The organism is Porphyromonas canoris, assembly GCF_000769115.1.
GTDB lineage: Bacteria > Bacteroidota > Bacteroidia > Bacteroidales > Porphyromonadaceae > Porphyromonas_A > Porphyromonas_A canoris.
In genome coordinates this window covers 330,903-351,685 of record NZ_JQZV01000003.1, presented here as the reverse complement: position 1 = coordinate 351,685, position 20,783 = coordinate 330,903, and the positions used below count along the sequence as shown (strand labels likewise).

The window sequence follows — 20,783 nt, the reverse complement described above, 5'->3', positions numbered from 1 at the left end:
AAAGTTAGAAAGAGTTTTTCATTCTACCAAACTTTACTAACAAAAGATAGACAAACATATCAAACAGCACTCCCAAAACAGCACTTAATCCGCTTGTTTTCAAGACTGAAGAGAATCAAACATTTTATCGAAAACCGCTATTTCTACTCTCCAACAGCTCTCGCCTATATATATAAATAATGTATCCCCCTCTTCGGACACATTTCTCTCCAACCCTGAAGGTCATTTTTATATATTCCATACCAATATTTCTCCCCGGTTTTTACTGCTCTCTATTTTGATCGGAGGGGTCGTTTTCGGAGGGGTGCCGGATTTGTTAAATCAACCCGTTTTATTAACACAATTTTCGATACAGGTTCACCCAAAACGCTAAACGAGCATATTCTTCCGGCTTAACGTGTTTAATTTTTCAATGAACACGTTTACCGATTTCATTAAACACGTTTACCGGATTTGATTAACGTGTTTAGCCAAAATCATTAAAACACTACACATCAGTATTTTATGTATTTTCACCCTAAAATGCACCAAAAAAGCCAAATTTCTTTATTAGGAAACATTTACAGTCGTAGGTGTTAAATTTCACACCTATTAACGCGAAAACAGCCCATGAAATGCTCTGAGAAATTTTTTTCTCCGAAGATGAGATTTTGCCATATCGCTTTCATTCAAAAGATCTTATCTTAAAACGACTTGACAAATTCGCCTCCTCCAAGCCGAAAATCGCCCCTTCTCCCCTCCATTTTCCGCATGACGTTTTTATATAAAAAGACCGATGCGCTCCTCCAAAAGCACATCGGTCTTCTTCCTTGTTCCTAAAATAATTCTGCCGAACTAAACCAGCTNCTCCTCCAAAAGCACATCGGTCTTCTTCCTTGTTCCTAAAATAATTCTGCCGAACTAAACCAGCTGTTTCGAGTCTTGGATAAACTTTGCCAAGCCGGCGTGTAAAAACGACAGGCAAGACATTTATTCCGAGCAAAATGGATTTTAGTATCTTTACAAACTAAACAAAAAGAGACTTTCTATCATGAATCAAAAGCAACAGAGGCAAGAGATATGGAAAACTTCTTTTGGCTATATGATACCGACATTCGATGGCGATACCATTATTTCTCTTTCTGTTTCGGAGTATGTTCCCATTCGGATTAGAGAAAGAGTTATTTCTAAATCCGACTCTTCCATTCTGTCTTTAATTCATGAGTCTCCCATTCCAAACACAGAGGATTTACCCGGCACACCGTTCATGCATAAGGTTTGGAGCGCTCTTTTGGAGATACCATTTGGAGAGACTCGCAGCTACAGCGATATAGCTGAACGTGCAGGACATCCCAAAGCTGTGAGAGCAACGGGGACTGCCATAGGGCGCAATCCGATAGCTTTTCTCATACCATGCCATAGAGTCCTGGCTAAAGATGGTTCGATAGGAGGTTTTGCTTGGGGAGTCGGGATAAAAAGAAAAATTCTAAAGTGGGAAAAAGAAATGAGCAAACAGATCGAAAAATGAGCATATCCATATATCAATTACTTCCAAGAATTTGGGGCAATACATCTCAAGACAGAGAACCGAACGGAGATATCCGGACTAACGGATGCGGAAAATTCAATGATATTTCTGCCATTGACCTACAATCCATAAAAAAGCTCGGCATCACGCATATTTGGTACACCGGCATTTTGGAACATGCAACCCAAACATCTTATTCCGAATTCGGCATAGCAGAAGACAATCCGTGCATCGTAAAGGGAAAAGCAGGCTCTCCCTATGCCGTAAAAGACTATTATGATGTAGATCCCGACCTTGCAGAAAAAGTTCCTCAACGTATGCAAGAGTTTGAGTCTTTGGTATCCCGGACGCATGATGCCGGACTTAAAGTGATAATAGATTTTGTACCAAATCATGTCGCAAGGCAATATGTATCGGATGCGAAGCCGGAAAATTGTTCCGATTTTGGAGAAAAAGATGATACCGACTTAGCTTTCTCTCCTCAAAACAACTTTTACTACATTCCGGGGCAGCCACTGTCTTTACAACATATATCGAGAGAAAACGGCTCTTCTTATTCTGAATTTCCGGCAAAGGCAACGGGGAATGATTGTTTTGTAAATGCGCCATCTTCCGGAGATTGGTACGAGACAGTAAAGTTGAACTATGGTGTAGACTATGCCAACGGAAGGTGTTCACACTTCTCTCCGATCCCGGATACATGGAGCAAAATGCTGGAAATCCTTCTTTTCTGGAGTAGTAAAGGGGTAGATGGTTTCAGGTGCGATATGGCAGAAATGGTGCCTTTGGAGTTTTGGAAATGGTGTATAGAGAGAGTAAAATCAAGGTATCCCAATACTGTTTTTATCGCGGAAATCTATTCCGAAAACAGGTATGAAGAGTTTATTCAAGAGGGAGGATTCGACTACCTATACGACAAAGTGGGATTATACGACTGTCTTATATCCATCCTCAAAAAGAGAGCAAGCACATCTGCAATAAAGGATATTGTCTCTCGTCAGCATAGCATATCTTCTCACCTGCTACGATTTATGGAAAATCATGACGAGCAGCGGCTTGCTTCCGATTTCATATCAAGCTGTGGAGAGAATGCTTTCCCTGCAATGGTTGTAAGCACACTGGTGGACAACTCTGCAGTAATGACGTATTTTGCTCAAGAGTTGGGAGAGAAAGGTATGGATGCAGAGGGTTTCAGCGGACAGGATGGTCGCACCACGATATTCGACTATTGGAGTCTCCCTAAACTCCAGAAATGGAAAGCTGACAGAGATGGTGAAGATCAGAATACAGACAAGATATTGAGAGAGAAGTATAAGATCCTTCTCAATGCGAAGACGGATAGAAAGATTTTCAGCTCTCCTCATTACTATGATTTGAATCATATTTTGCCTCTTCCGGCGCAAGAGAAAAACGAAGTGGCTCTATTCTTGAGATGGGATCAGTCCAATCCCCCAAAGATAGCCATTGTAGCGGCAAACTTTTCCCATTCTCCTATAAGCACAAAGTACGAAATACCTAAGGATGCACTGGATATGATGGGGCTTCAAAACCGGTCAATCTGGAGCGTAGAAATGCTGCTTAGCGGTAAGAAAACAACTTATTCCATATCTGAATCCATATACCTGCCTTTACAATTGCAACCTTATGAGGCAAATATCATTGTGATGTCTCGCATTATGGATAAAAACTAACTATCTTTGTAAGGATATAAAATAGAGTTAATAACAAATAGATGAAATAATAGAAAAACATATGAGCACTCCGGAACATACAGAAGCTCCATTGATGCTATATAATACCCTTATAAGAGATAAAGAACGCTTTGTGCCATCTCACTTTCCACACGTTGGAATGTACGTTTGCGGTCCGACCGTTTATGGCGATGCGCATCTCGGACATGCGAGACCGGCTGTTACTTTCGACCTCCTGTTTCGTTATCTGAAGCATATCGGCTATAAGGTGAGGTATGTCCGTAATATTACGGATGTGGGTCATTTGGAGCATGATGCCGATGAGGGAGAAGACAAAATAGCGAAGAAGGCACGATTGGAACAGATAGAACCGATGGAGGTTGTGCAATACTATCTCACCCAATACCATAGAGTGATGGATGCTTTGAATGTTCTTCCTCCAAGTATAGAGCCTTTGGCAAGTGGGCATATTATGGAGCAGATAGACCTTACTCAGGAGATCTTGAACAACGGATTTGCTTATGAGAGTGAAGGTTCTATCTATTTCGATGTAGAGAAATATCATAAGACTTACAAATATGGAGTTCTGTCTCGACGTAACATCGAGGATATGATGTCTAATACTCGTGAACTGGACGGGCAGGGAGAGAAAAGACAGAGTATAGATTTCGCTCTCTGGAAAAAGGCTCAACCGGAACACATCATGAGATGGAAAGCTCCATGGAGTATCGGATTCCCCGGATGGCATTGCGAATGTACCGCCATGGGACGCAAATATCTGGGAGAAACGTTCGACATACATGGGGGTGGAATGGACTTGATATTCCCTCACCATGAGTGCGAGATAGCTCAGGCTGTTGCGGCACAGGGTAAACCGATGGTTCGCTACTGGGTACACAACAACATGGTTACCATAAATGGGCAGAAAATGGGCAAAAGCCTTGGCAACTTCATTACTCTTGAGCAGTTTTTTACAGGTGCTCATGAGTTGCTTGAACAGCCATACGACGCAATGACCATTCGTTTCTTCATGTTGCAGGCCCATTACAGAAGTACTGTGGACTTTAGCAATGAAGCCCTTCAAGCCTCCTCAAAAGGATTGGAACGCCTGTTGGATGCTTACCTTGCTTTGGATTCTCTTAAAGCAATAAGCAGTAAGAGTGTGGATCTTCCCAGCTACAAGGAGCTTTGTTATGAGGCTCTTAACGATGACTTGAACAGTCCGGTCGTCATCGCTCACCTGTTTGATGCAACAAAGGTAATCAATACAGCAAAAGCAGAACCCGGCAAATCTTTAACCGCAGAGCAGATAGAGTCTCTCAAAGAGCTGTTTGATACTTTCCTCTTTGATATTCTTGGAATGAAGAAGCCGGGAAGTGAGGTTTCAAAGGCACATACGGATGCTTTTGCCGGAGCTATGGAACTTTTGCTCCAAATACGGGCAAAAGCGAAGTCTGAAAAGGACTGGGCAACTTCCGATAAGATACGAGACGAGCTGGCTAAGCTGGGATTTGAGATCAAGGATACTAAAGACGGGGCAGAATGGAAGCTCCCCGGAATGTAGCAGATACAGATGAACAATATTACGTCTTCGGAATTTGATATCCGTCGTTCAGCCGGTCCGATGGGAAGAGACGATGCAGACCATGCGTTGAGACCTCTTTCTTTTGAAGGCTTTAAGGGACAGGATAATGTGGTTGAGAATCTGAAGGTCTTTGTCATGGCGGCAAAGATGCGCAACGAGGCTCTTGACCATGTTTTGTTGCACGGGCCTCCCGGATTGGGAAAGACAACACTTTCCCAGATTATCGCCAACGAACTTGGTGTAGGTTTCAAAGTAACATCAGGTCCGGTACTCGATAAACCCGGAGATTTGGCAGGTGTGCTTACCTCCTTGGAGGCTCACGATGTCCTGTTTATTGATGAAATACATCGGCTCTCCCCTATCGTTGAGGAGTATTTGTACTCCGCCATGGAAGATTACCGGATAGATATCATGATAGACAAAGGTCCCGGAGCACGGAGTATTCAGATAGACCTTAATCCGTTCACTCTCATTGGTGCTACTACAAGGAGCGGACTTCTAACGGCTCCTCTAAGAGCAAGATTCGGGATCAATATGCACTTGGAGTATTATGACACCAATACTCTTTGTGGTATAGTGGAAAGGAGTGCCAACATCCTTGATGTGCCTTGCGATCATGAAGCTGCAATAGAGATAGCATCCCGTAGCAGGTGTACTCCGCGTATTGCCAACGCTTTGCTGCGTAGGGTAAGAGATTTTGCCCAAGTTCGTGGAACAGGAGCGATAGATAAAGAAATCGCTCACATTGCCCTTGAAGCTCTCAATATAGACAAGCACGGACTTGATCATATAGACCACAAAATACTTACATGTATTATGGATAAGTTTTCCGGTGGTCCTGTCGGACTTACCACGATTGCTACTGCAATAGGCGAAGATCCAGGAACGGTTGAAGAGGTGTACGAGCCTTTTCTCATAAAAGAAGGATTCCTAAAACGGACACCTCGTGGACGAGAAGTTACCAAAATGGCATACGGACACTTTGGTCGTATAGTCTCACCTAAAGAGATGCCCCTATTTAACGATTTATAGAAAGAACGATTCTATGAGCAGCCTCGGCATGAAGTCTTTGGTTAAGGATACCGTAATATATGGTATGACCAATATCATCGGGCGTTTTCTTAATTGGCTATTAGCTCCATTCTATATACGCGTCCTTTCCACTACGGCAGAATATGGTATGGTAACCAACTTGTACGCATGGATAAGCGTTATCTTGGTTGTTCTTACTTACGGCATGGAAACGGGGCTTTTCCGTTTCATGCAGACCTATCCGAAACAACAGGTAGTCTATGCAACTGCTTTTAAGAGTGTTTTTGGGACAACCATATTCTTCACTATTCTTTCTCTGATCTTTGTTCAAGACATTGCAGGAGTCTTGGGATACGCATCACACACAGACTTTATTGCGATTTTCTGTGTGATTGCAGCAATGGATGCTATTTTGTCTATCCCTTTTGCTTACCTGAGACAGCAGCACAGACCTAAGCTTTTTGCTTTCTACAAGCTGGCCTTTATAGCATTCAATATCTTTTTCAACCTGTTTTTCTTTTTGGCTTGTCCATATCTTTTGGAGCATAATCCGGGTCTTGTAGATTGGTTTTATCGTCCGGAATATGGGGTGGGATACATCTTTGTATCCAATCTCCTCTCCACATCATTGCAAACACTGCTGATGCTTCCTATACTTAGACCTGCGATAAAAGGTTTTGATAAGATACTTTGGAAGGGGATGATACATTACTGCTTCCCTTTGATGCTGTTAGGATTGGCAGGGAACTTTAATAAAATGGCCGGTCCTATCTTACTTCCCTATATGATAGAGGATAGAGACATTGCCATGACACAGCTGGGGATATACGGAGGATGTCTTAAAATATGTGTTGTCATGGTGATGTTTATTCAAGCTTTTCGCTTCGCTTACGACCCTTTTGTCTTCTCAAAGATGAAGAAGAAAGACGAGTATGGAGCTTACAGAGTAGCTATGAACTTTTTCGTACTATTCACTTCTTGTATTTTTCTGGGGGTTACTTTCTATATTGATGTATTCAAGCATATCGTTACACCTCAATACTACGAAGGGCTTAGAATTGTTCCTCTTGTTCTTTTAGGTGAACTCTTCTTCGGAGTCTACTACAATCTCTCCATTTGGTATAAGCTTAGCGATAAAACATACTTTGGGGCTATATTCTCTTTTATCGGACTTATCGTAACTGTTGGTATTATAGTCTTGTTTACTCCAATGTATGGATATATGGCTTGTGCTTGGGCATCATTGGCTTGTAATACATTGATGATGATTCTTTCCTATCTGATAGGACGAAAAGTTTACAGGATAGAGTATGACATAAAAAAGCTACTCATTATCGGCTTAGTCTGTACCGCCATCTATCTCATAGGTTTCTCTTTCCCGGGTGAAACCAATAATATCTTCGTTCTGTCTGTAAGGACTATTCTCTTATTAGCCTATGCTGCAATAGGTTTAACTCTCGAATATAAACAAGTTCAAAAAGTCTTATAACAGCTATTGACATGAACACTGAAAAGCAATCATTTATCCAATATATACGCTCATATTTTGATATAAAAGGAGAAAGAGAGAATGAATACGAAACCATAGAGTCTCTCAAAAATGATGTAGACTTTAAGGGCACAAAAATGTGGATTCTAATCTGTGCTATTTTCATAGCTTCATTGGGGCTTAACACCAACTCTACCGCTGTGATTATAGGAGCCATGCTTATTTCTCCTTTGATGGGGCCGATAGTCGGTTTAGGATTAGGATTAGGTATTTCCGATTTTGATCTTCTTAGAAGAAGTGTTAGAAACTTCCTCATGGCGACTATTTTTGGGATTCTTACCTCTACGATTTTCTTTTTTATTTCTCCCATTTCTTCTGTTCAAAGCGAACTTCTTGCTAGGACACAACCCAATATCTATGATGTTTTGATAGCTTTTGTGGGAGGTATGGCAGGTCTAATAGCAGGTGCAACAAAGTCAAAAGGGAATGTTATCCCCGGTGTTGCCATTGCGACAGCTCTCATGCCACCACTCTGTACTGCCGGATATGGTATTGGTACAGGCCAGCTGAACTTCTTTTTCGGAGCATTTTATCTCTATATCATAAATACCGTTTTCATCGGTCTTGCCACTTTTTTGGGGGTAAGGATTATGAACTATCCTCGCAAAACATTTGTAGATAAGGCAAGAGAAACACGAGTAAACAGAATGGTTCTAAGCATCGTAATATGTACCATTGTTCCGAGTGTGGTTTTAGGATACCAACTGATTCAGCGAAACTATTATGAAGAGTCTCAAGTGAAGTTTATAAAAAATGAATTTCAGTTTGATGGCACTTATCTTCTAAGCTATGAAACTTCTAAAAAGAAAGATGGGAATGTTCTTTCTGTATCTCTCCTGGGGAATGAGCTTTCGGAACAAACCATTGCAGAACTTCGTGATAAACTGAGCGAGTATGGACTTCGTAATACAACTCTCGTCGTGCGTCAAGGATTTGGTAAAGCTGATATGGCAGGCCTCAAGAGTAGTATCATAGATGACGTAAAGCAAGATAACTCTTCTGTAATAAAATATCAACAACTTAGAATAGACTCTTTAGAATATCAACTTGCTTCTGCAGAGCAGTTGGCTAAAGATATTGATCAAATATCACGAGATCTCCGAACACTTTATCCGGAAGTTACCAGGGCAACATTCGGTAAAATGTATCATATCAGCTTGGACTCCTTAAAAAGATCTCAAATAGTAAGAATAGGTCTCTATACAAATGGCAACAAAATTTCTGATGAGAATAGACAAAGACTAAAAAGCTGGCTCAATGAAAGATTGCCCGGAGCAGAAATAGAGATCTCATCTAAAGAATAACAAACGTAAAAACTATTTTCTAACTACTTAATACTAACTCAGCATGAAAAGAACATTTCTTCTCTTAGCGGCTCTATTCCTTTTAGCTCCTGCTGCAAAAGCAGACAAGGGTATGTGGATTCTGAAAGAGCTGAACAAAGAGAATCAAGACAGAATGCGTCAGCTTGGTTTTACCATGGCATTCAACAAGCTTTACAACGAAAGCGCTCCTGCGCTACACAATTCGGTTGTAATATTCGGTCGTGGATGTACCGGTATTACTGTATCTAATCAGGGGCTAATATTTACAAACCATCACTGTGGGTACTCTTCCATTCAGCAGCTCAGCTCGGTAGAACATGATTATCTTCGGGATGGATTTGTTTCTCATGCCCTAAATCAAGAACTTCCTGTTCCGGGTCTTACAGTCCAGTATCTTAGAGGAACAGAAGATATTACTGACAAGATCTTGAAAGCTGTTGAAGGCATCACAGATGAGATGGCTCGTATCAAAGCTATTCAGGCGGAAATTGCAAAGATTGAAAAGGAGGTAGAAAAGGAGCCAAACACTACGGCAAAAGTATATCCTTTCTACAACAACAATAAGTACTATCTCATATCATACGACGTTTTCAAGGATGTTCGTATGGTATTTGCTCCACCTTCTTCAATCGGTAAGTTTGGAGGTGATACAGACAACTGGATGTGGCCTCGCCATACGGGAGACTTCTCGGTCTTCAGAGTGTATGCTGATGCCAATAATCGCCCTGCAGCATACAGTGCCAACAACAAACCTTTCAAGCCAAAAGCATTTGCAAAGATCTCTTTGTCCGGTGTTAGCGAAAAAGATTATGCCATGACTATTGGCTTTCCGGGAAGAACCAACAGATATCTCAGCTCTTGGGGAGTAGAAAATCTTATTAAGAATGAAAATACTCCGAGAATAGAAGTTCGTGGTTTGAAACAGGATGTTTGGAAAAGCTTCATGGAAAAAGAACAAGCTATCCGTATTCAATACTCAGATAAGTACGCACTCAGTTCAAACTATTGGAAAAACTCTATCGGTATGAATAAAGGACTTCGTCGTCTTAATGTCATAACTGAAAAACAAAAGATAGAAAAAGACTTTGCTCGCTTTGCAGCATCTACTCCTGAACGCAAAGCAAAATATGGATTCGTTTTGGATAGCCTTCGCATTCCTATTGAGAAGATGGGAGAATACACCAGAAATCTACAATATATAAGCGAAGCATACAGTGGTTTTGAAGTGGTTAGATTCGCTATCAAACCGGAAGCTGCTCGCAAGGCCAATCTTGATGCTATGTATAAAGATTTCTCTCCAAAAGTGGCGAAAGCAACGCTGCCTGTCATGCTTAGAGTCGTGAAAGAGAATGTCGCTCCTGAATATCTGCCAAGTATCTACAAAACCATAGATGCAGACTTTGGAGGAGATTTGGATAAGTATACAACTTTCATCTATGGTAACTCTGTCTTTGTGAGCAAAGAACGTTTCCAACAAGCACTTGCCAATCCAGAGTTTAATGATGAAGCTTATCAAAAAGATCCGGTGGTAGCTCTTCGTACAAGCTTTATAGATGAGATGCATAAACTTTCTGATATGATGGCTCCTTATAGAGGATCTCTTCTTAAAGGGGAAAGACTATTCTTTGCAGGATTGAGAGAAAAAGATCCTAAGAAGGCTCTGCCATCTGATGCCAACTTTACCATGAGAATGAGCTATGGTAGTGTATCCGGATACAAACCTTATGATGCAGGATGGTACGACTACTACACGACATCAGCAGGGATCTTTGAAAAACAAGACCCTTCCGTATCCGAGTTTAGAGTGCAACCTGAAATCTTGGATCTTCTTTCAAAGAAAGGCTTCGGACGCTATGCAGATAAGAAAGGCAATCTCCGACTATGCTTCTTGTCCGATAATGATATAACCGGAGGTAACTCAGGTAGCCCTGTCTTCAATAAAAATGGAGATCTTATCGGTCTTGCTTTTGACGGCAACTGGGAAGCAATGAGTGGTGATATCGAGTTTGAAGCCAATATGCAACGCACCATATCTGTTGATATCCGCTATGTTATGTGGGTAATAGACATGTGGGGCAAGAGTAAATATCTTGTGGATGAAGTATCTTTTGTGAAGTAAAAAACATACAAGATTCATTATCTAAAGACATCTGTCATCTCTCGGATGGCAGATGTCTTTTCTTTATGAATGATCTTCGGATTGATAAATGATATTTCTCAGCACTTCGTTAGAAGAATGCAACCGGAATAGCTTTTATTGAAACTATCTACTTTTGTAATAGAATCTTAGCAAAGTATTCATATCTTCTTGGGTCTTAATGCGAATAAAATGCCTAAATTTGGTAAGTAACTGAAATAAAACAATCAAAATCTATGAGTACAAACACCCAAATCATATTAGCTATTTTCAGTGGGAAGGACAGACCGGGAGTTACAGCAGGATTTACTTCTATTTTGGCAAGTCATGAAGCCACAATTCTTGATATTGGTCAGGCAGATATTCACAGTCATCTTAGTTTAGGGATAATGTTTCTTACCGAAGAGCATCGTTCCGGAGATATACTGAAAGACCTTCTGTTCAAAGCTAATGAGATGAATATTCATGTCAACTTTACCCCTGTGAAAATTGAAGACTACAATCACTGGGTTGGCATGCAAGGCAAAAACCGATATATCATCACCATCCTGGCAAAAAGAATTACAGCGGACATGGTAGCTAAGATTACGGATGCTATCGCGCTACAAGGCATGAACATAGATAATATAAAGCGTCTAACAGGTCGTATCCCTCTTGAAGAGAAAGAGCGAGTACCCAAAGCCAGTATTGAAATCTCTGTGAGAGGAACACCTAAAGATCTTGGAGCTCTTCAAAAAGAGTTTATGGATATCTCCGCAAGCCTTGGTATAGATGTATCTTTCCAACAAGAGAGTATGTTCCGAAGAATGCGTCGTCTGATCTGCTTCGATATGGACTCCACTCTGATAGAAACTGAAGTAATAGATGAACTTGCGGATCGTGCCGGTGTTGGCGAAGAAGTCCGAGCAATCACAGAGTCTGCCATGCGTGGCGAGATAGATTTCAACGAAAGTTTTATCCGCAGAGTAGCTCTCTTGAAAGGTCTTGATGTCTCGGTCATGGCGGATATTGCAGAAAATCTGCCTATCACGGAAGGAGTGGACAGAGTGATGAAAATACTAAAGAAGGTGGGATTTAAGATTGCAATACTCTCCGGAGGATTTACCTACTTCGGACAGTATCTTGCCAATAAATATCAGATAGATTATGTCTATGCGAACGAACTTGAAATAAAAGATGGTAAGCTCACAGGCAGACATCTTGGAGACATTATTGACGGAAAGAGAAAAGCCGAACTGATGAAGCTTATAGCTCAAGTAGAAAAGGTAGATATCCGACAAACTGTGGCAGTGGGAGATGGTGCTAACGATCTTCCGATGATTGCAACAGCCGGTCTCGGTATTGCATTTCATGCTAAACCAAAAGTAAAAGCGACTGCCAAACAGTCCATCTCTACCGTAGGATTGGATGGCATCCTCTATTTCTTGGGGTATAAAGATTCTATAATTGATGAAGCAGAGTTTATGTAAATATTCATAGATAAACAGTATAGATATGGCTCTAAAACACTATGTACTCTTTGGATTTCAAACCGAAATATCAGAGGAAAAGAAACGAGGACTACTGAAAGATATTCAGAAAGACTTTCATAATCTACCTGAACAAATAGTGGAACTACAGGATCTTAGGATAGAAATCAATATCAATCCCAATGAACAATACGATTTCATCCTAATTGCCACAGTTGCGGATCTTAGTGCTCTCTCCATCTATGCAAAACATGAAGCTCATCAAATCTTGGTACAGAAGTATATCAAGCCCTACTGCTCCCTTCGAGCCTGTGTAGATACACAAGAATAAATAGTCGTCCCTTAAAAAACCATCTAATCGTTGATATTCAATATATTATATTGAAAAACCCTTTGATAAATCTGCAAGCTTTCTTATCTTTACAGAGAGAAACTTGCAGATTTTATGATTACAAAGCCTCATCATAGCCCCTCGTTTTTCAGCAGTCTATCCGACATGCTGAACCAATTGCACCCTCTCTACAAACTAGCCGAGAAAATAGATTGGGTAAAATTCGACACAGCCTTCGCGCCTCTGTATTGTCAGAATAATGGTCGCCCTGCTAAACCCATTCGTCTGATGTGTGGCTTGTTGATTCTCAAGCATCTTCGCAATCTCTCAGATGAATCCGTTGTGGAACAATGGAGTTAAAATGCTTATTATCAGTACTTTTGTGGTATGCAAGAGTTTACACCCTGTGCCCCCTGTGCCTCTTCTGAATTGGTGCATTTTAGCAATCGCATTGGAGAAAAGGGTATAGAACTTATTTTTCAGGAAAGCATTCGTGTCAATAACGAAGATGATGATGCGCATCATCATGACACTGCCTTTATTGATTCTACCGTTCAAGAAAAGAATATCACCTACCCTACAGATGCCAAGTTGCATAAAAAGATTGTCCGCAAGGTTCTGGATATCGTCCATAAATTAGAGCTACCACTTCGCCAAAGCTATACTTTTGTTCTCAAGCGCATTTATCGCGACCAACGTTTTCGCCATCATCCCAAGAATCGCCAAAAGGTAGTTAGAGCGGATAGGAAATTGCGGACCATAGCGGGGAGATTGGTTCGAGAACTCAAGCGCAATCTTGGAGCGGATTCTCGCTACACTGGATTAATTGAGAGATTTGAGGCGATTCTTGCACAACGACGTCATAGTCAGAAAAAGATTTACTCTATTCACGAACCTGATGTGCAATGCATCAGCAAGGGTAAAGAGCATAAGAAGTACGAATTTGGCAACAAGGTGTCCATCATTCGCTCGGCTACGGGAATCATTCTTGGCGCACAATCTTTTCGTAATGAGTATGATGGACACACGATAGAATCCTCGTTGGCACAAGTGGAACGCCTGACACAGAGAAAGATCAAAATACTGGCAGGAGACAGGGGTTATCGGGGTAAGAAAGAGGTTAATGGCACTCAGATTTTAATCCCAGATGCCCCCAAGCCTTCAGATAGCAGGTATCAGAAGCGGAAGAAACACAAACTATTCTGCAAGCGAGCAGGGATAGAACCCACCATCGGACACTTGAAATCAGATCATCGTTTAGGCCGTAACTTTTACAAGGGATTGGTAGGGGATGCTGTGAACCTACTATTGGCAGCAGCTGCTTACAACTTCAAAAGAGCCATGAGAGCTCTTTTGCACCTGCTCAAAATGATAAGCGAGAAGCCATGGATGGATGACTTCTCGCTTATTAGGGCTTTTTAAGGGAAGACTAAATAGAAAACACAAAAAGAAAACGTTCTCTTGCAACATATCACAAGAGAACGTTTTTTGTTATTGTCCCAGGAAAATTTCTCTTTCTTATTCGCCTGCGACACTATTTGCTTTACGAAGAGCCTTGTCGGCCTCCCAACCAAGAGCACTTGCACCAAGTACAGCCGCATCACTCTCTTTAAGCTCTGACGTTAAAAGCTTTGTCTTTCCTTTATATATCTGAAGCATATTAAGCTCCATGTGCCGCTTTATAGGATCCATAAGTAGATCTCCCGCCTTAGTAAGACCACCAAAGAGAATAATCGCTTCAGGTGAAGAAAATGCCACAAAGTCTGCAAATGCCTCTCCAAGAATTGCTCCGGTAGCTTCAAAGATTTCGATAGAAAGTTTATCTCCTTTCATTGCTGCGTCATATACATCTTTAGAGGTAATATCTTCGATATTGAGCTCTCTTAACAGAGAGTCATCTTTACGAATTTCAAGATATTCACGAGCAGTTCTTGCAACTCCCGTTGCCGATGTATATGTTTCCAAACAACCTTTGCGTCCACAGCCACAAATACGACCATTACGTCTGATAATGGTATGCCCCAATTCTCCTGCAAAACCATCGTGCCCGTATACAAGTGTTCCATTCACGACAATACCGCTGCCCACACCGGTCCCCAATGTAATCACAATAAAGTTTTTCATTCCACGAGCAACACCATAAGTCATCTCTCCAATGGCTGCTGCATTGGCATCATTGGTTAGGGCTACCGGTATTCCCATTTTTTCAGAGATTATATCAGCAAGCATAATGCGCCCTTTCCACGGAAGATTGGGTGCAAAATCTATAGAGCCGGTAAAGAAGTTTCCATTAGGAGCTCCTATACCTATACCTTTAATCATATCTTTACCTCCAACTTGGTCTATCAAGAGTTGCATTCCTGTTGTTAAGTCTCGGATATAATCATTGATATCCAAATGTGTGGCAGTTTTTATGGAGCCATTTAGCACAATATTACCTCTTGCATCTACTATTCCATAAACGGTGTTGGTGCCACCTATATCAACACCAAGCACGTAAGGCTTTATAACATCTTGTTTTACCATATTCTTTTGTGTTTTAGGTATAGTTTTATAATTCTTTGTGGATCATTCTAGAATCGGCTTGAGATTTAGGGAGGATTGTCATATCCGCGATATTGACGTGATCCGGTGCTGTGAGGATAAACAGAATACACTCCGCAATATCTTCAGCATAAAGAGGATCAAAACCGACATAAACTTTATCCGCCTTATCTTTATCTCCATCGAATCGTACTTGAGAAAACTCTGTATTAACGGCTCCCGGAGCTATGGAAGACACTTTAATATGATAAGGGACCAATTCTTGGCGCATCGCTCTGGTAATAGCCTCTACTCCAAACTTGGTTGCACAATACACCGCGGCACCGGTATAAGCATCTTTTCCGGCAACAGAAGAGAGATTGATTATGTGTCCCGTTCTCTTTTTCTTCATGGCAGAAACGATCGGCTTTGATACGTAAAGAAGCCCCTTTACATTTGTATCTATCATTCTCTCCCAATGATCTATAGAACCTTCATCTACTGTGGAAAGCCCGGCTGCAAGACCTGCATTGTTGATCAGGATGTCTATATCTTCCAACTTAAACTCCTTGTTTGAAGAGAGTTTTTCCTCTACATCTTTCTGATTTCGGACATCTAAACTCAACGTAATACATTGAGAAGATGTTTCGGACTCTATTGTCTGCTTCAACTCTTGCAGACGCTCATCTCTTCTTCCGGCCGCAATGATGGTGCACTCCGGTATTCTTTGAGCCAACAGTATGCAGGTAGCTCTTCCGATTCCTGATGTTGCTCCCGTTACAAGTATTGTAGGTTTGTTCATATTTAGATTACAAATAAATTGAGTACTATGGTTGTAAAGATAATAAATTTATGCGTCGGGAGTCAGGCTGTTAGGCATCGTTCCGATTACCTTGTTACTGGTTACGACAGCATTATATTCTTTGAGATAATTCGGTGTCCAGTAGGCAAGATCCACAAAAGAACCACTATCCCAACACTTAAGAGCTGCAGAAGCCATATCCGAGGCATGAAGCTTAACGGAGTCTACATAGACTGCTTTGTCTGCAAATAAGTTGTTAAACAGTGGTCTGATCTTTTCTGCTCCATCTCCTCCATAGAAAATGATTGAAGCATCTTTCACCAATCTTTGAAATCGGTTGATATCCTCCTCTTTGTCCATCACAAAGCTTTGAGGAGTACCATCCTCATCTTCCCGGTAGAGAGCCGAATAGATTTCCATGCGTCTGGCATCCAGCATGGGAGTAATAGCGTAGCCGGAGGGTAGTTCCGAACATTTAGAACGAATGTTCTCCTCCAAGATCTTAAGAGAAGAGATCGCAATGAGAGGCACATTCAGGCTGAATGCAAGACCTTTAGCCAAAGAAGCAGATATACGCAATCCGGTATATGACCCCGGACCATCTCCAACAGCAATGGCACTTAACTGCTCACCTTCAGGGATCAAAGCGATGAGTTCATCTGCAAAAGTAGAGAGATTGGCATTGTGCCCGCCCTCTGTTGCGTCTCTGCTTGCCACAACATCTTTTCCGCACAACAAAGCCATCGAACACTCCTTGGCGGCAGATTCTATACATAATATATATGGTATCATCCGTTTTTCTTACTACTCTTCTTAGAAGATTTTTTCTTTGAGCCTTCTTCCACCAGTTCCAGACAAGCTTCAAGAGAAAGCTCTTCGGGCTTATATCCCTTAGGTATCTTATAGTTTTTCTTGGAGTACTCTATGTAAGGACCGTATCTGCCGTTTAAGATGAGCAACTCTCCTTGAGGAGTATCAAAAGAGGCTATTCTTTTATTCTTCTCGGACTCTATCTTCTGCTCGATGAGAGCCACAGCCTCTTCCATTGTTATGGTGTACAGATCCATGTCTTTCGGGATGGAAACAAACAGCTTATCCCACCGGACATAAGGGCCGAATCTGCCGTTGTTTGCTTGTACTTCTTTCTCGTTCCACTCACCAAGAGTGCGAGGAAGTCTGAACAGCTCCAGTGCTTCTTCCAAAGATATTGTCTCGATAGACAGAGAAGAAGGTATCGAAGTGAATGTCGGCTTTTCCCCTTCAGGCTGAGCATCACCCAGCTGCAACAGAGGGCCAAATCTTCCGATCTTAGCATAGATCGGTCTGCCTGTTTTAGGATCATCTCCTATGTAACGCTCTCCGACTCTGCGTTCTGTCTTCGCTTCCATGACTTCCACCACATTGGGATGGAATATCGAGTAAAACTGTTCTATGACGCCTATCCACGGCTTCTCTCCTTCGGCGATGGCGTCAAACTCCTGTTCGACATTTGCCGTAAAGTCGTAAGAGAGAATCTTAGGGAAAGCGTCCACAAGGAAGTCGTTCACCACTATTCCTATATCCGTAGGGACAAGCTTGCCCTTATCTGCTCCGTAGGACTCCTGCTTGGTCTTGGCGGATATTTTATTGCCTTTCAGAGTGAGCACACAGTACCCTCTCTCTACACCCGGTATGGTACGCTTATCCACGTACTCTCTCTTTTGGATGGTCTGAATGGTTGGGGCATAGGTACTTGGTCTTCCTATACCCAACTCCTCCAGCTTCTTCACCAGAGCCGCTTCGGAATATCTTGCCGGACGTTGTGTAAACTTCTGGGTTGCTTCCACGGAGGTTGCCGAGAGTGCATCGCCGACACTCATCGCCGGGAGCAGAGCATCTGTCTCTTCCCTATCGGCGGATGTGCCGTTATCGTCATCTGTTCCTGCGAGATATACCTTCAGGAATCCATCGAATCTCACCTGTTCTCCACGTATATAGAAAAGGTATGGAGACGCTGTCTTCACCGCCACTACGGTACGTTCAAGCTCTGCGTCCTTCATCTGCGTGGCCATTGTCCGTTTTCGTATAAGGTCGTAGAGCTTCTTTTCCGCACTTGTTCCGGAGATGGTATCGTGTTCTATGTTTGTAGGTCTGATGGCTTCGTGTGCCTCTTGTGCTCCTTTTGTTTTGGTCGTAAAGTTTCTCTTCTTGACATAGCTCTTGCCATAGAGCTTTTCGATGGTCTCTGCCGTTGTTGCAATGGCAAAAGAAGAGAGATTCACCGAGTCCGTACGCATATAAGTGATATGACCATTCTCGTACAGACTTTGTGCCACGACCATTGTCTGAGTAACGGAAAATCCGAGCAGACGAGAAGCTTCCTGCTGCAATGTGGAGGTCGTAAAGGGGGGAGGCGGTGTCCGTTTGCCCGGTTTCACCTGAATATCGCTCACCACGTAGCTCGATCCGATCAGATCACTCAGCACCGCTTCCGCCTGTTCGGGCTGCGACGGTCTGTGCTCCATTACTGCTTTCACGCTTTGCCCCGATGCGTTTTTCAGCTCTGCCACTATTCGGAATCCGCTCTCCGGCTTGAATGCCTGAATCTCGCGCTCTCTTTCGACAAGGATTCTCACGGCGGCACTCTGCACACGTCCTGCGCTGAGAGCCGGACGCACCTTATGCCACAGGATCGGAGAGAGTTCAAAGCCGACGATTCGGTCCAACACCCGTCTTGCCTGCTGGGCATCCACACGGTCATAATCTATATCTCTTGGCGACTCCAAGGCTTCAAGAATAGCCTTTCGCGTGATTTCGTGGAAAGCGATTCGCTTCGTCTGTTTGTCCTTCAGCCCCAATATCTGATACAGATGCCAGGCGATGGCTTCTCCCTCGCGGTCTTCATCGGAAGCGAGCCAGACCGTTTCTGCCTCCTGCACGGCTTTTTGCAGCTCCTTCACCACTTTGACCTTATCCTCCGACACCTCGTATTGCGGAGCGAACCGATGCTCAATATCTATCCCCAGTCCTTTCTTCTTCAGGTCTCTGACGTGTCCGTAGCTGGACATCACCTTATAATCTTCTCCCAGTATTTTACTTATAGTCTTCGACTTTGCGGGCGACTCCACTATCACCAGGTTTCTTGCCATAGAATTGATCCTTACTTAATATCTGTTTTTCGTCCAAAAGAAAACGCAACGAGAGGCTGCGAAAAGCCCTTCGAGTTGGCAAAATTAAACATAATCTACTCACGAGCAAAATCTTCGCCCGCCCTGAGGAATATCAGGCTCGGTCCTTTTCCTCTCCGAAAGATTCGCTTATCGCTCTCCCACTCTCCCAGCTCCTTTCTTGCCGACCGCTTCGACATCCTCGTCATCATCACATACTGCTGTAGCGAGAAGGATGTTCCGGTGAGCGGAGATGGCGGAGCGATAGGATCTGCAGGAGATTGCTCACGCGAATTGGGACTCCTCCCCCCCTACTTGGTGGTCATGATGTCGAGCACGACCTTGTCCACCTGCTGCATCGCATCGGCACCGATGAGGGTGAGGTTACGGATGGTTTTGTCCACGTCATTGTCGATGATGCCCTCGGTGGAGGTTACCACTCGCTGCTCTATTGCCATCATCGCAGCCAGCATGGCGGACGATACTCCGGTGGCTACCTTGAGGGCGCATCCGGGCTTGGCTCCGTCGCACATCATACCGGTGATGTTGGCTATCATGTTTTTGATGGCATACCCGATCTGCTCTTTGGTGCCTCCCATGAGGTAGGTGATGCCGCAGGCGGATCCGGTGGCTGCCACGACGCATCCGCAAAGGGCGGAGAGCCTGCCGAGAGACTGCTTGATGTAGATGACCATGAGGCTGCTGAGCATGATGGCTCTCGCCATCTGTTCTTCAGAGGCTCCGATCTCTTTGGCGTAGCTGTAGACGGGGAGCGAGGAGGCTATACCTTGGTTGCCGCTGCCGCTGTTGCTCATGACGGGGATGGGCATGCCACCCATGCGGCCGTCGCAGGCATTCGCGGTCATGGAGAGTACCCGGGTGTAGACGGTGTCGCCCATGAGGTGGTGCGCCTGTGGGGAGGTCAGCATCTTGCCGATGCCGTGCCCGAAGTCGCCCTGTGAGGACTCCTCGGATGCTTTCTTGTTCATCTCGGCGGCTCCTATGATGTAGCGGATCTCTTCGAGGGGCGCTTCCATGGCGTAGCGGTAGACGAGGTCGTAGTCGAGCATGATGTGTCCGTCTGTCTCTTCTTCTCTCCCGCCGGAGGTCTCTTCGGAAGATCGGGAGAGGAGCGTCTCGCCGTTTCTGATGAGTTTTATGATGTTGGTATGGAGATGCTCCACCACGGCGGAAGCTGTTCCGCTCGGCGTGGTGATGACGGTCTCGATGTAGAGCTTGTCCACGGGCTCTTGTTTCAGACCGATTTTAATGGATATGTTATCAAGGAGCTGCTTGCCTTTTTCGACCAGCTCCGGAGAGATGCCGCCAAGGATGTTGAGCCCCATGGAAGAGTCTCTTATTATGGCTCCGAGCGCAATGGCAATGGGAAGACCTATCATGCCCGTGCCGGGAATGCCCACTCCCATCGCATTCTTGAGGACATTCGTGCTGAGATAAACGTCTATCTGCGTCGGGGCATCGTCCAACAGCTCGGCTGCAGCAGCGGTGGTGAAGGCTACGGCAATGGGTTCCGTACAGCCCGTTGCCGGCACTATCTCACTCTGTATGAGAGCATCTATCTCTTTTCTTGTCTCTGCTTTCATAAATAGTAATAGCTTCGTTTAAGAAAAAATATACCCACCTTCTTCCGAAAAAGAGATGGGTATATCTTTCTGATGGTATATC

The 20,783-nt window shown here is 43.4% G+C and carries 15 protein-coding genes and 1 pseudogene; 10 read left to right on the top strand and 6 right to left on the bottom strand.

Going from position 1 to position 20,783, the window contains the following annotated elements; translation table 11 throughout:
* Window positions 1-1,030: 1,030 nt before the first annotated feature.
* The 10 genes and pseudogenes from HQ43_RS09405 to HQ43_RS02135 all read left to right on the top strand — a co-directional run bounded on the left by HQ43_RS09405 (window position 1,031) and on the right by HQ43_RS02135 (window position 14,048).
* A complete protein-coding gene (locus tag HQ43_RS09405; protein WP_052089910.1) occupies window positions 1,031-1,507 on the top strand; it encodes a methylated-DNA--[protein]-cysteine S-methyltransferase in 477 nt (158 codons plus the stop codon).
* Window positions 1,504-3,198, top strand: a complete 1,695-nt coding sequence (locus tag HQ43_RS02175; RefSeq protein ID WP_052103019.1) for an alpha-amylase family protein — start codon at window positions 1,504-1,506, stop codon at window positions 3,196-3,198. The genes HQ43_RS09405 and HQ43_RS02175 overlap by 4 nt, the downstream gene beginning before the upstream one ends.
* Before the next feature lie 61 nt (window positions 3,199-3,259).
* Window positions 3,260-4,762 (top strand): cysteine--tRNA ligase, encoded by a 1,503-nt coding sequence (gene cysS, locus HQ43_RS09765; RefSeq protein WP_036789001.1) that lies wholly within the window; start codon window positions 3,260-3,262, stop codon window positions 4,760-4,762.
* An 18-nt stretch (window positions 4,763-4,780) separates the two neighbouring features.
* Window positions 4,781-5,815, top strand: coding sequence for a Holliday junction branch migration DNA helicase RuvB (gene ruvB / locus HQ43_RS09760; RefSeq protein ID WP_394332366.1), 1,035 nt, complete (start codon window positions 4,781-4,783; stop codon window positions 5,813-5,815).
* Between the two features lie 13 nt (window positions 5,816-5,828).
* Window positions 5,829-7,304, top strand: coding sequence for a polysaccharide biosynthesis C-terminal domain-containing protein (locus HQ43_RS02160; RefSeq protein WP_036788999.1), 1,476 nt, complete (start codon window positions 5,829-5,831; stop codon window positions 7,302-7,304).
* Between the two features lie 11 nt (window positions 7,305-7,315).
* Entirely contained in the window at window positions 7,316-8,668 is a 1,353-nt protein-coding gene (locus HQ43_RS02155) for a TIGR00341 family protein (RefSeq protein WP_036788997.1), read from the top strand.
* Window positions 8,669-8,711: 43 nt separating this feature from the next.
* Window positions 8,712-10,808, top strand: coding sequence for a S46 family peptidase (locus tag HQ43_RS02150; RefSeq protein WP_036788995.1), 2,097 nt, complete (start codon window positions 8,712-8,714; stop codon window positions 10,806-10,808).
* 254 nt (window positions 10,809-11,062) lie between these two features.
* Complete coding sequence (gene serB, locus HQ43_RS02145; protein WP_036788992.1) at window positions 11,063-12,295, top strand: phosphoserine phosphatase SerB; 1,233 nt, start codon at window positions 11,063-11,065, stop codon at window positions 12,293-12,295.
* Between the two features lie 25 nt (window positions 12,296-12,320).
* The gene (locus HQ43_RS02140) at window positions 12,321-12,626 is read left to right on the top strand and encodes a Dabb family protein (RefSeq protein ID WP_036788990.1); all 306 of its coding nucleotides are present in this window, start codon (window positions 12,321-12,323) and stop codon (window positions 12,624-12,626) included.
* Window positions 12,627-12,740: 114 nt separating this feature from the next.
* Window positions 12,741-14,048 (top strand): annotated as a pseudogene (locus HQ43_RS02135) (IS5 family transposase).
* Window positions 14,049-14,144: 96 nt separating this feature from the next.
* Here HQ43_RS02135 and HQ43_RS02130 read toward each other — a convergent pair.
* From HQ43_RS02130 to HQ43_RS02110, 6 genes are all read right to left on the bottom strand, one after another.
* Window positions 14,145-15,152, bottom strand: a complete 1,008-nt coding sequence (locus HQ43_RS02130) for an ROK family protein (RefSeq protein ID WP_036788988.1) — start codon at window positions 15,150-15,152, stop codon at window positions 14,145-14,147.
* A 25-nt stretch (window positions 15,153-15,177) separates the two neighbouring features.
* Window positions 15,178-15,951: an SDR family NAD(P)-dependent oxidoreductase gene (locus HQ43_RS02125; protein ID WP_036788986.1), complete on the bottom strand. Its 774-nt coding sequence runs from the start codon at window positions 15,949-15,951 to the stop codon at window positions 15,178-15,180.
* Between the two features lie 48 nt (window positions 15,952-15,999).
* Window positions 16,000-16,743 carry a tRNA (adenosine(37)-N6)-threonylcarbamoyltransferase complex dimerization subunit type 1 TsaB gene (gene tsaB, locus HQ43_RS02120; RefSeq protein WP_036788984.1) on the bottom strand — a complete coding sequence of 248 codons (744 nt, stop codon included), beginning with the start codon at window positions 16,741-16,743 and terminating at the stop codon, window positions 16,000-16,002.
* A complete protein-coding gene (gene topA / locus HQ43_RS02115; protein ID WP_036788982.1) occupies window positions 16,740-19,079 on the bottom strand; it encodes a type I DNA topoisomerase in 2,340 nt (779 codons plus the stop codon). Before topA ends, tsaB begins: the two co-directional genes overlap by 4 nt.
* Before the next feature lie 95 nt (window positions 19,080-19,174).
* On the bottom strand, window positions 19,175-19,309 hold the full coding sequence (locus HQ43_RS10125; RefSeq protein WP_262501531.1) for a hypothetical protein: 135 nt from the start codon (window positions 19,307-19,309) through the stop codon (window positions 19,175-19,177).
* A 99-nt stretch (window positions 19,310-19,408) separates the two neighbouring features.
* Window positions 19,409-20,701, bottom strand: a complete 1,293-nt coding sequence (locus HQ43_RS02110) for an L-cysteine desulfidase family protein (protein ID WP_036788980.1) — start codon at window positions 20,699-20,701, stop codon at window positions 19,409-19,411.
* Window positions 20,702-20,783: the final 82 nt, after the last annotated feature.

Coding starts and splice junctions, on each gene's coding strand:
- HQ43_RS09405 (WP_052089910.1), top strand. CDS start 1,031: ATGAATCAAAAGCAACAGAGGCAAGAGATATGGAAAACTTCTTTTGGC.
- HQ43_RS02175 (WP_052103019.1), top strand. CDS start 1,504: ATGAGCATATCCATATATCAATTACTTCCAAGAATTTGGGGCAATACA.
- cysS (WP_036789001.1), top strand. CDS start 3,260: ATGAGCACTCCGGAACATACAGAAGCTCCATTGATGCTATATAATACC.
- HQ43_RS02160 (WP_036788999.1), top strand. CDS start 5,829: ATGAGCAGCCTCGGCATGAAGTCTTTGGTTAAGGATACCGTAATATAT.
- HQ43_RS02155 (WP_036788997.1), top strand. CDS start 7,316: ATGAACACTGAAAAGCAATCATTTATCCAATATATACGCTCATATTTT.
- HQ43_RS02150 (WP_036788995.1), top strand. CDS start 8,712: ATGAAAAGAACATTTCTTCTCTTAGCGGCTCTATTCCTTTTAGCTCCT.
- serB (WP_036788992.1), top strand. CDS start 11,063: ATGAGTACAAACACCCAAATCATATTAGCTATTTTCAGTGGGAAGGAC.
- HQ43_RS02140 (WP_036788990.1), top strand. CDS start 12,321: ATGGCTCTAAAACACTATGTACTCTTTGGATTTCAAACCGAAATATCA.
- HQ43_RS02130 (WP_036788988.1), bottom strand. CDS start 15,152: ATGGTAAAACAAGATGTTATAAAGCCTTACGTGCTTGGTGTTGATATA.
- HQ43_RS02125 (WP_036788986.1), bottom strand. CDS start 15,951: ATGAACAAACCTACAATACTTGTAACGGGAGCAACATCAGGAATCGGA.
- tsaB (WP_036788984.1), bottom strand. CDS start 16,743: ATGATACCATATATATTATGTATAGAATCTGCCGCCAAGGAGTGTTCG.
- topA (WP_036788982.1), bottom strand. CDS start 19,079: ATGGCAAGAAACCTGGTGATAGTGGAGTCGCCCGCAAAGTCGAAGACT.
- HQ43_RS10125 (WP_262501531.1), bottom strand. CDS start 19,309: ATGATGACGAGGATGTCGAAGCGGTCGGCAAGAAAGGAGCTGGGAGAG.
- HQ43_RS02110 (WP_036788980.1), bottom strand. CDS start 20,701: ATGAAAGCAGAGACAAGAAAAGAGATAGATGCTCTCATACAGAGTGAG.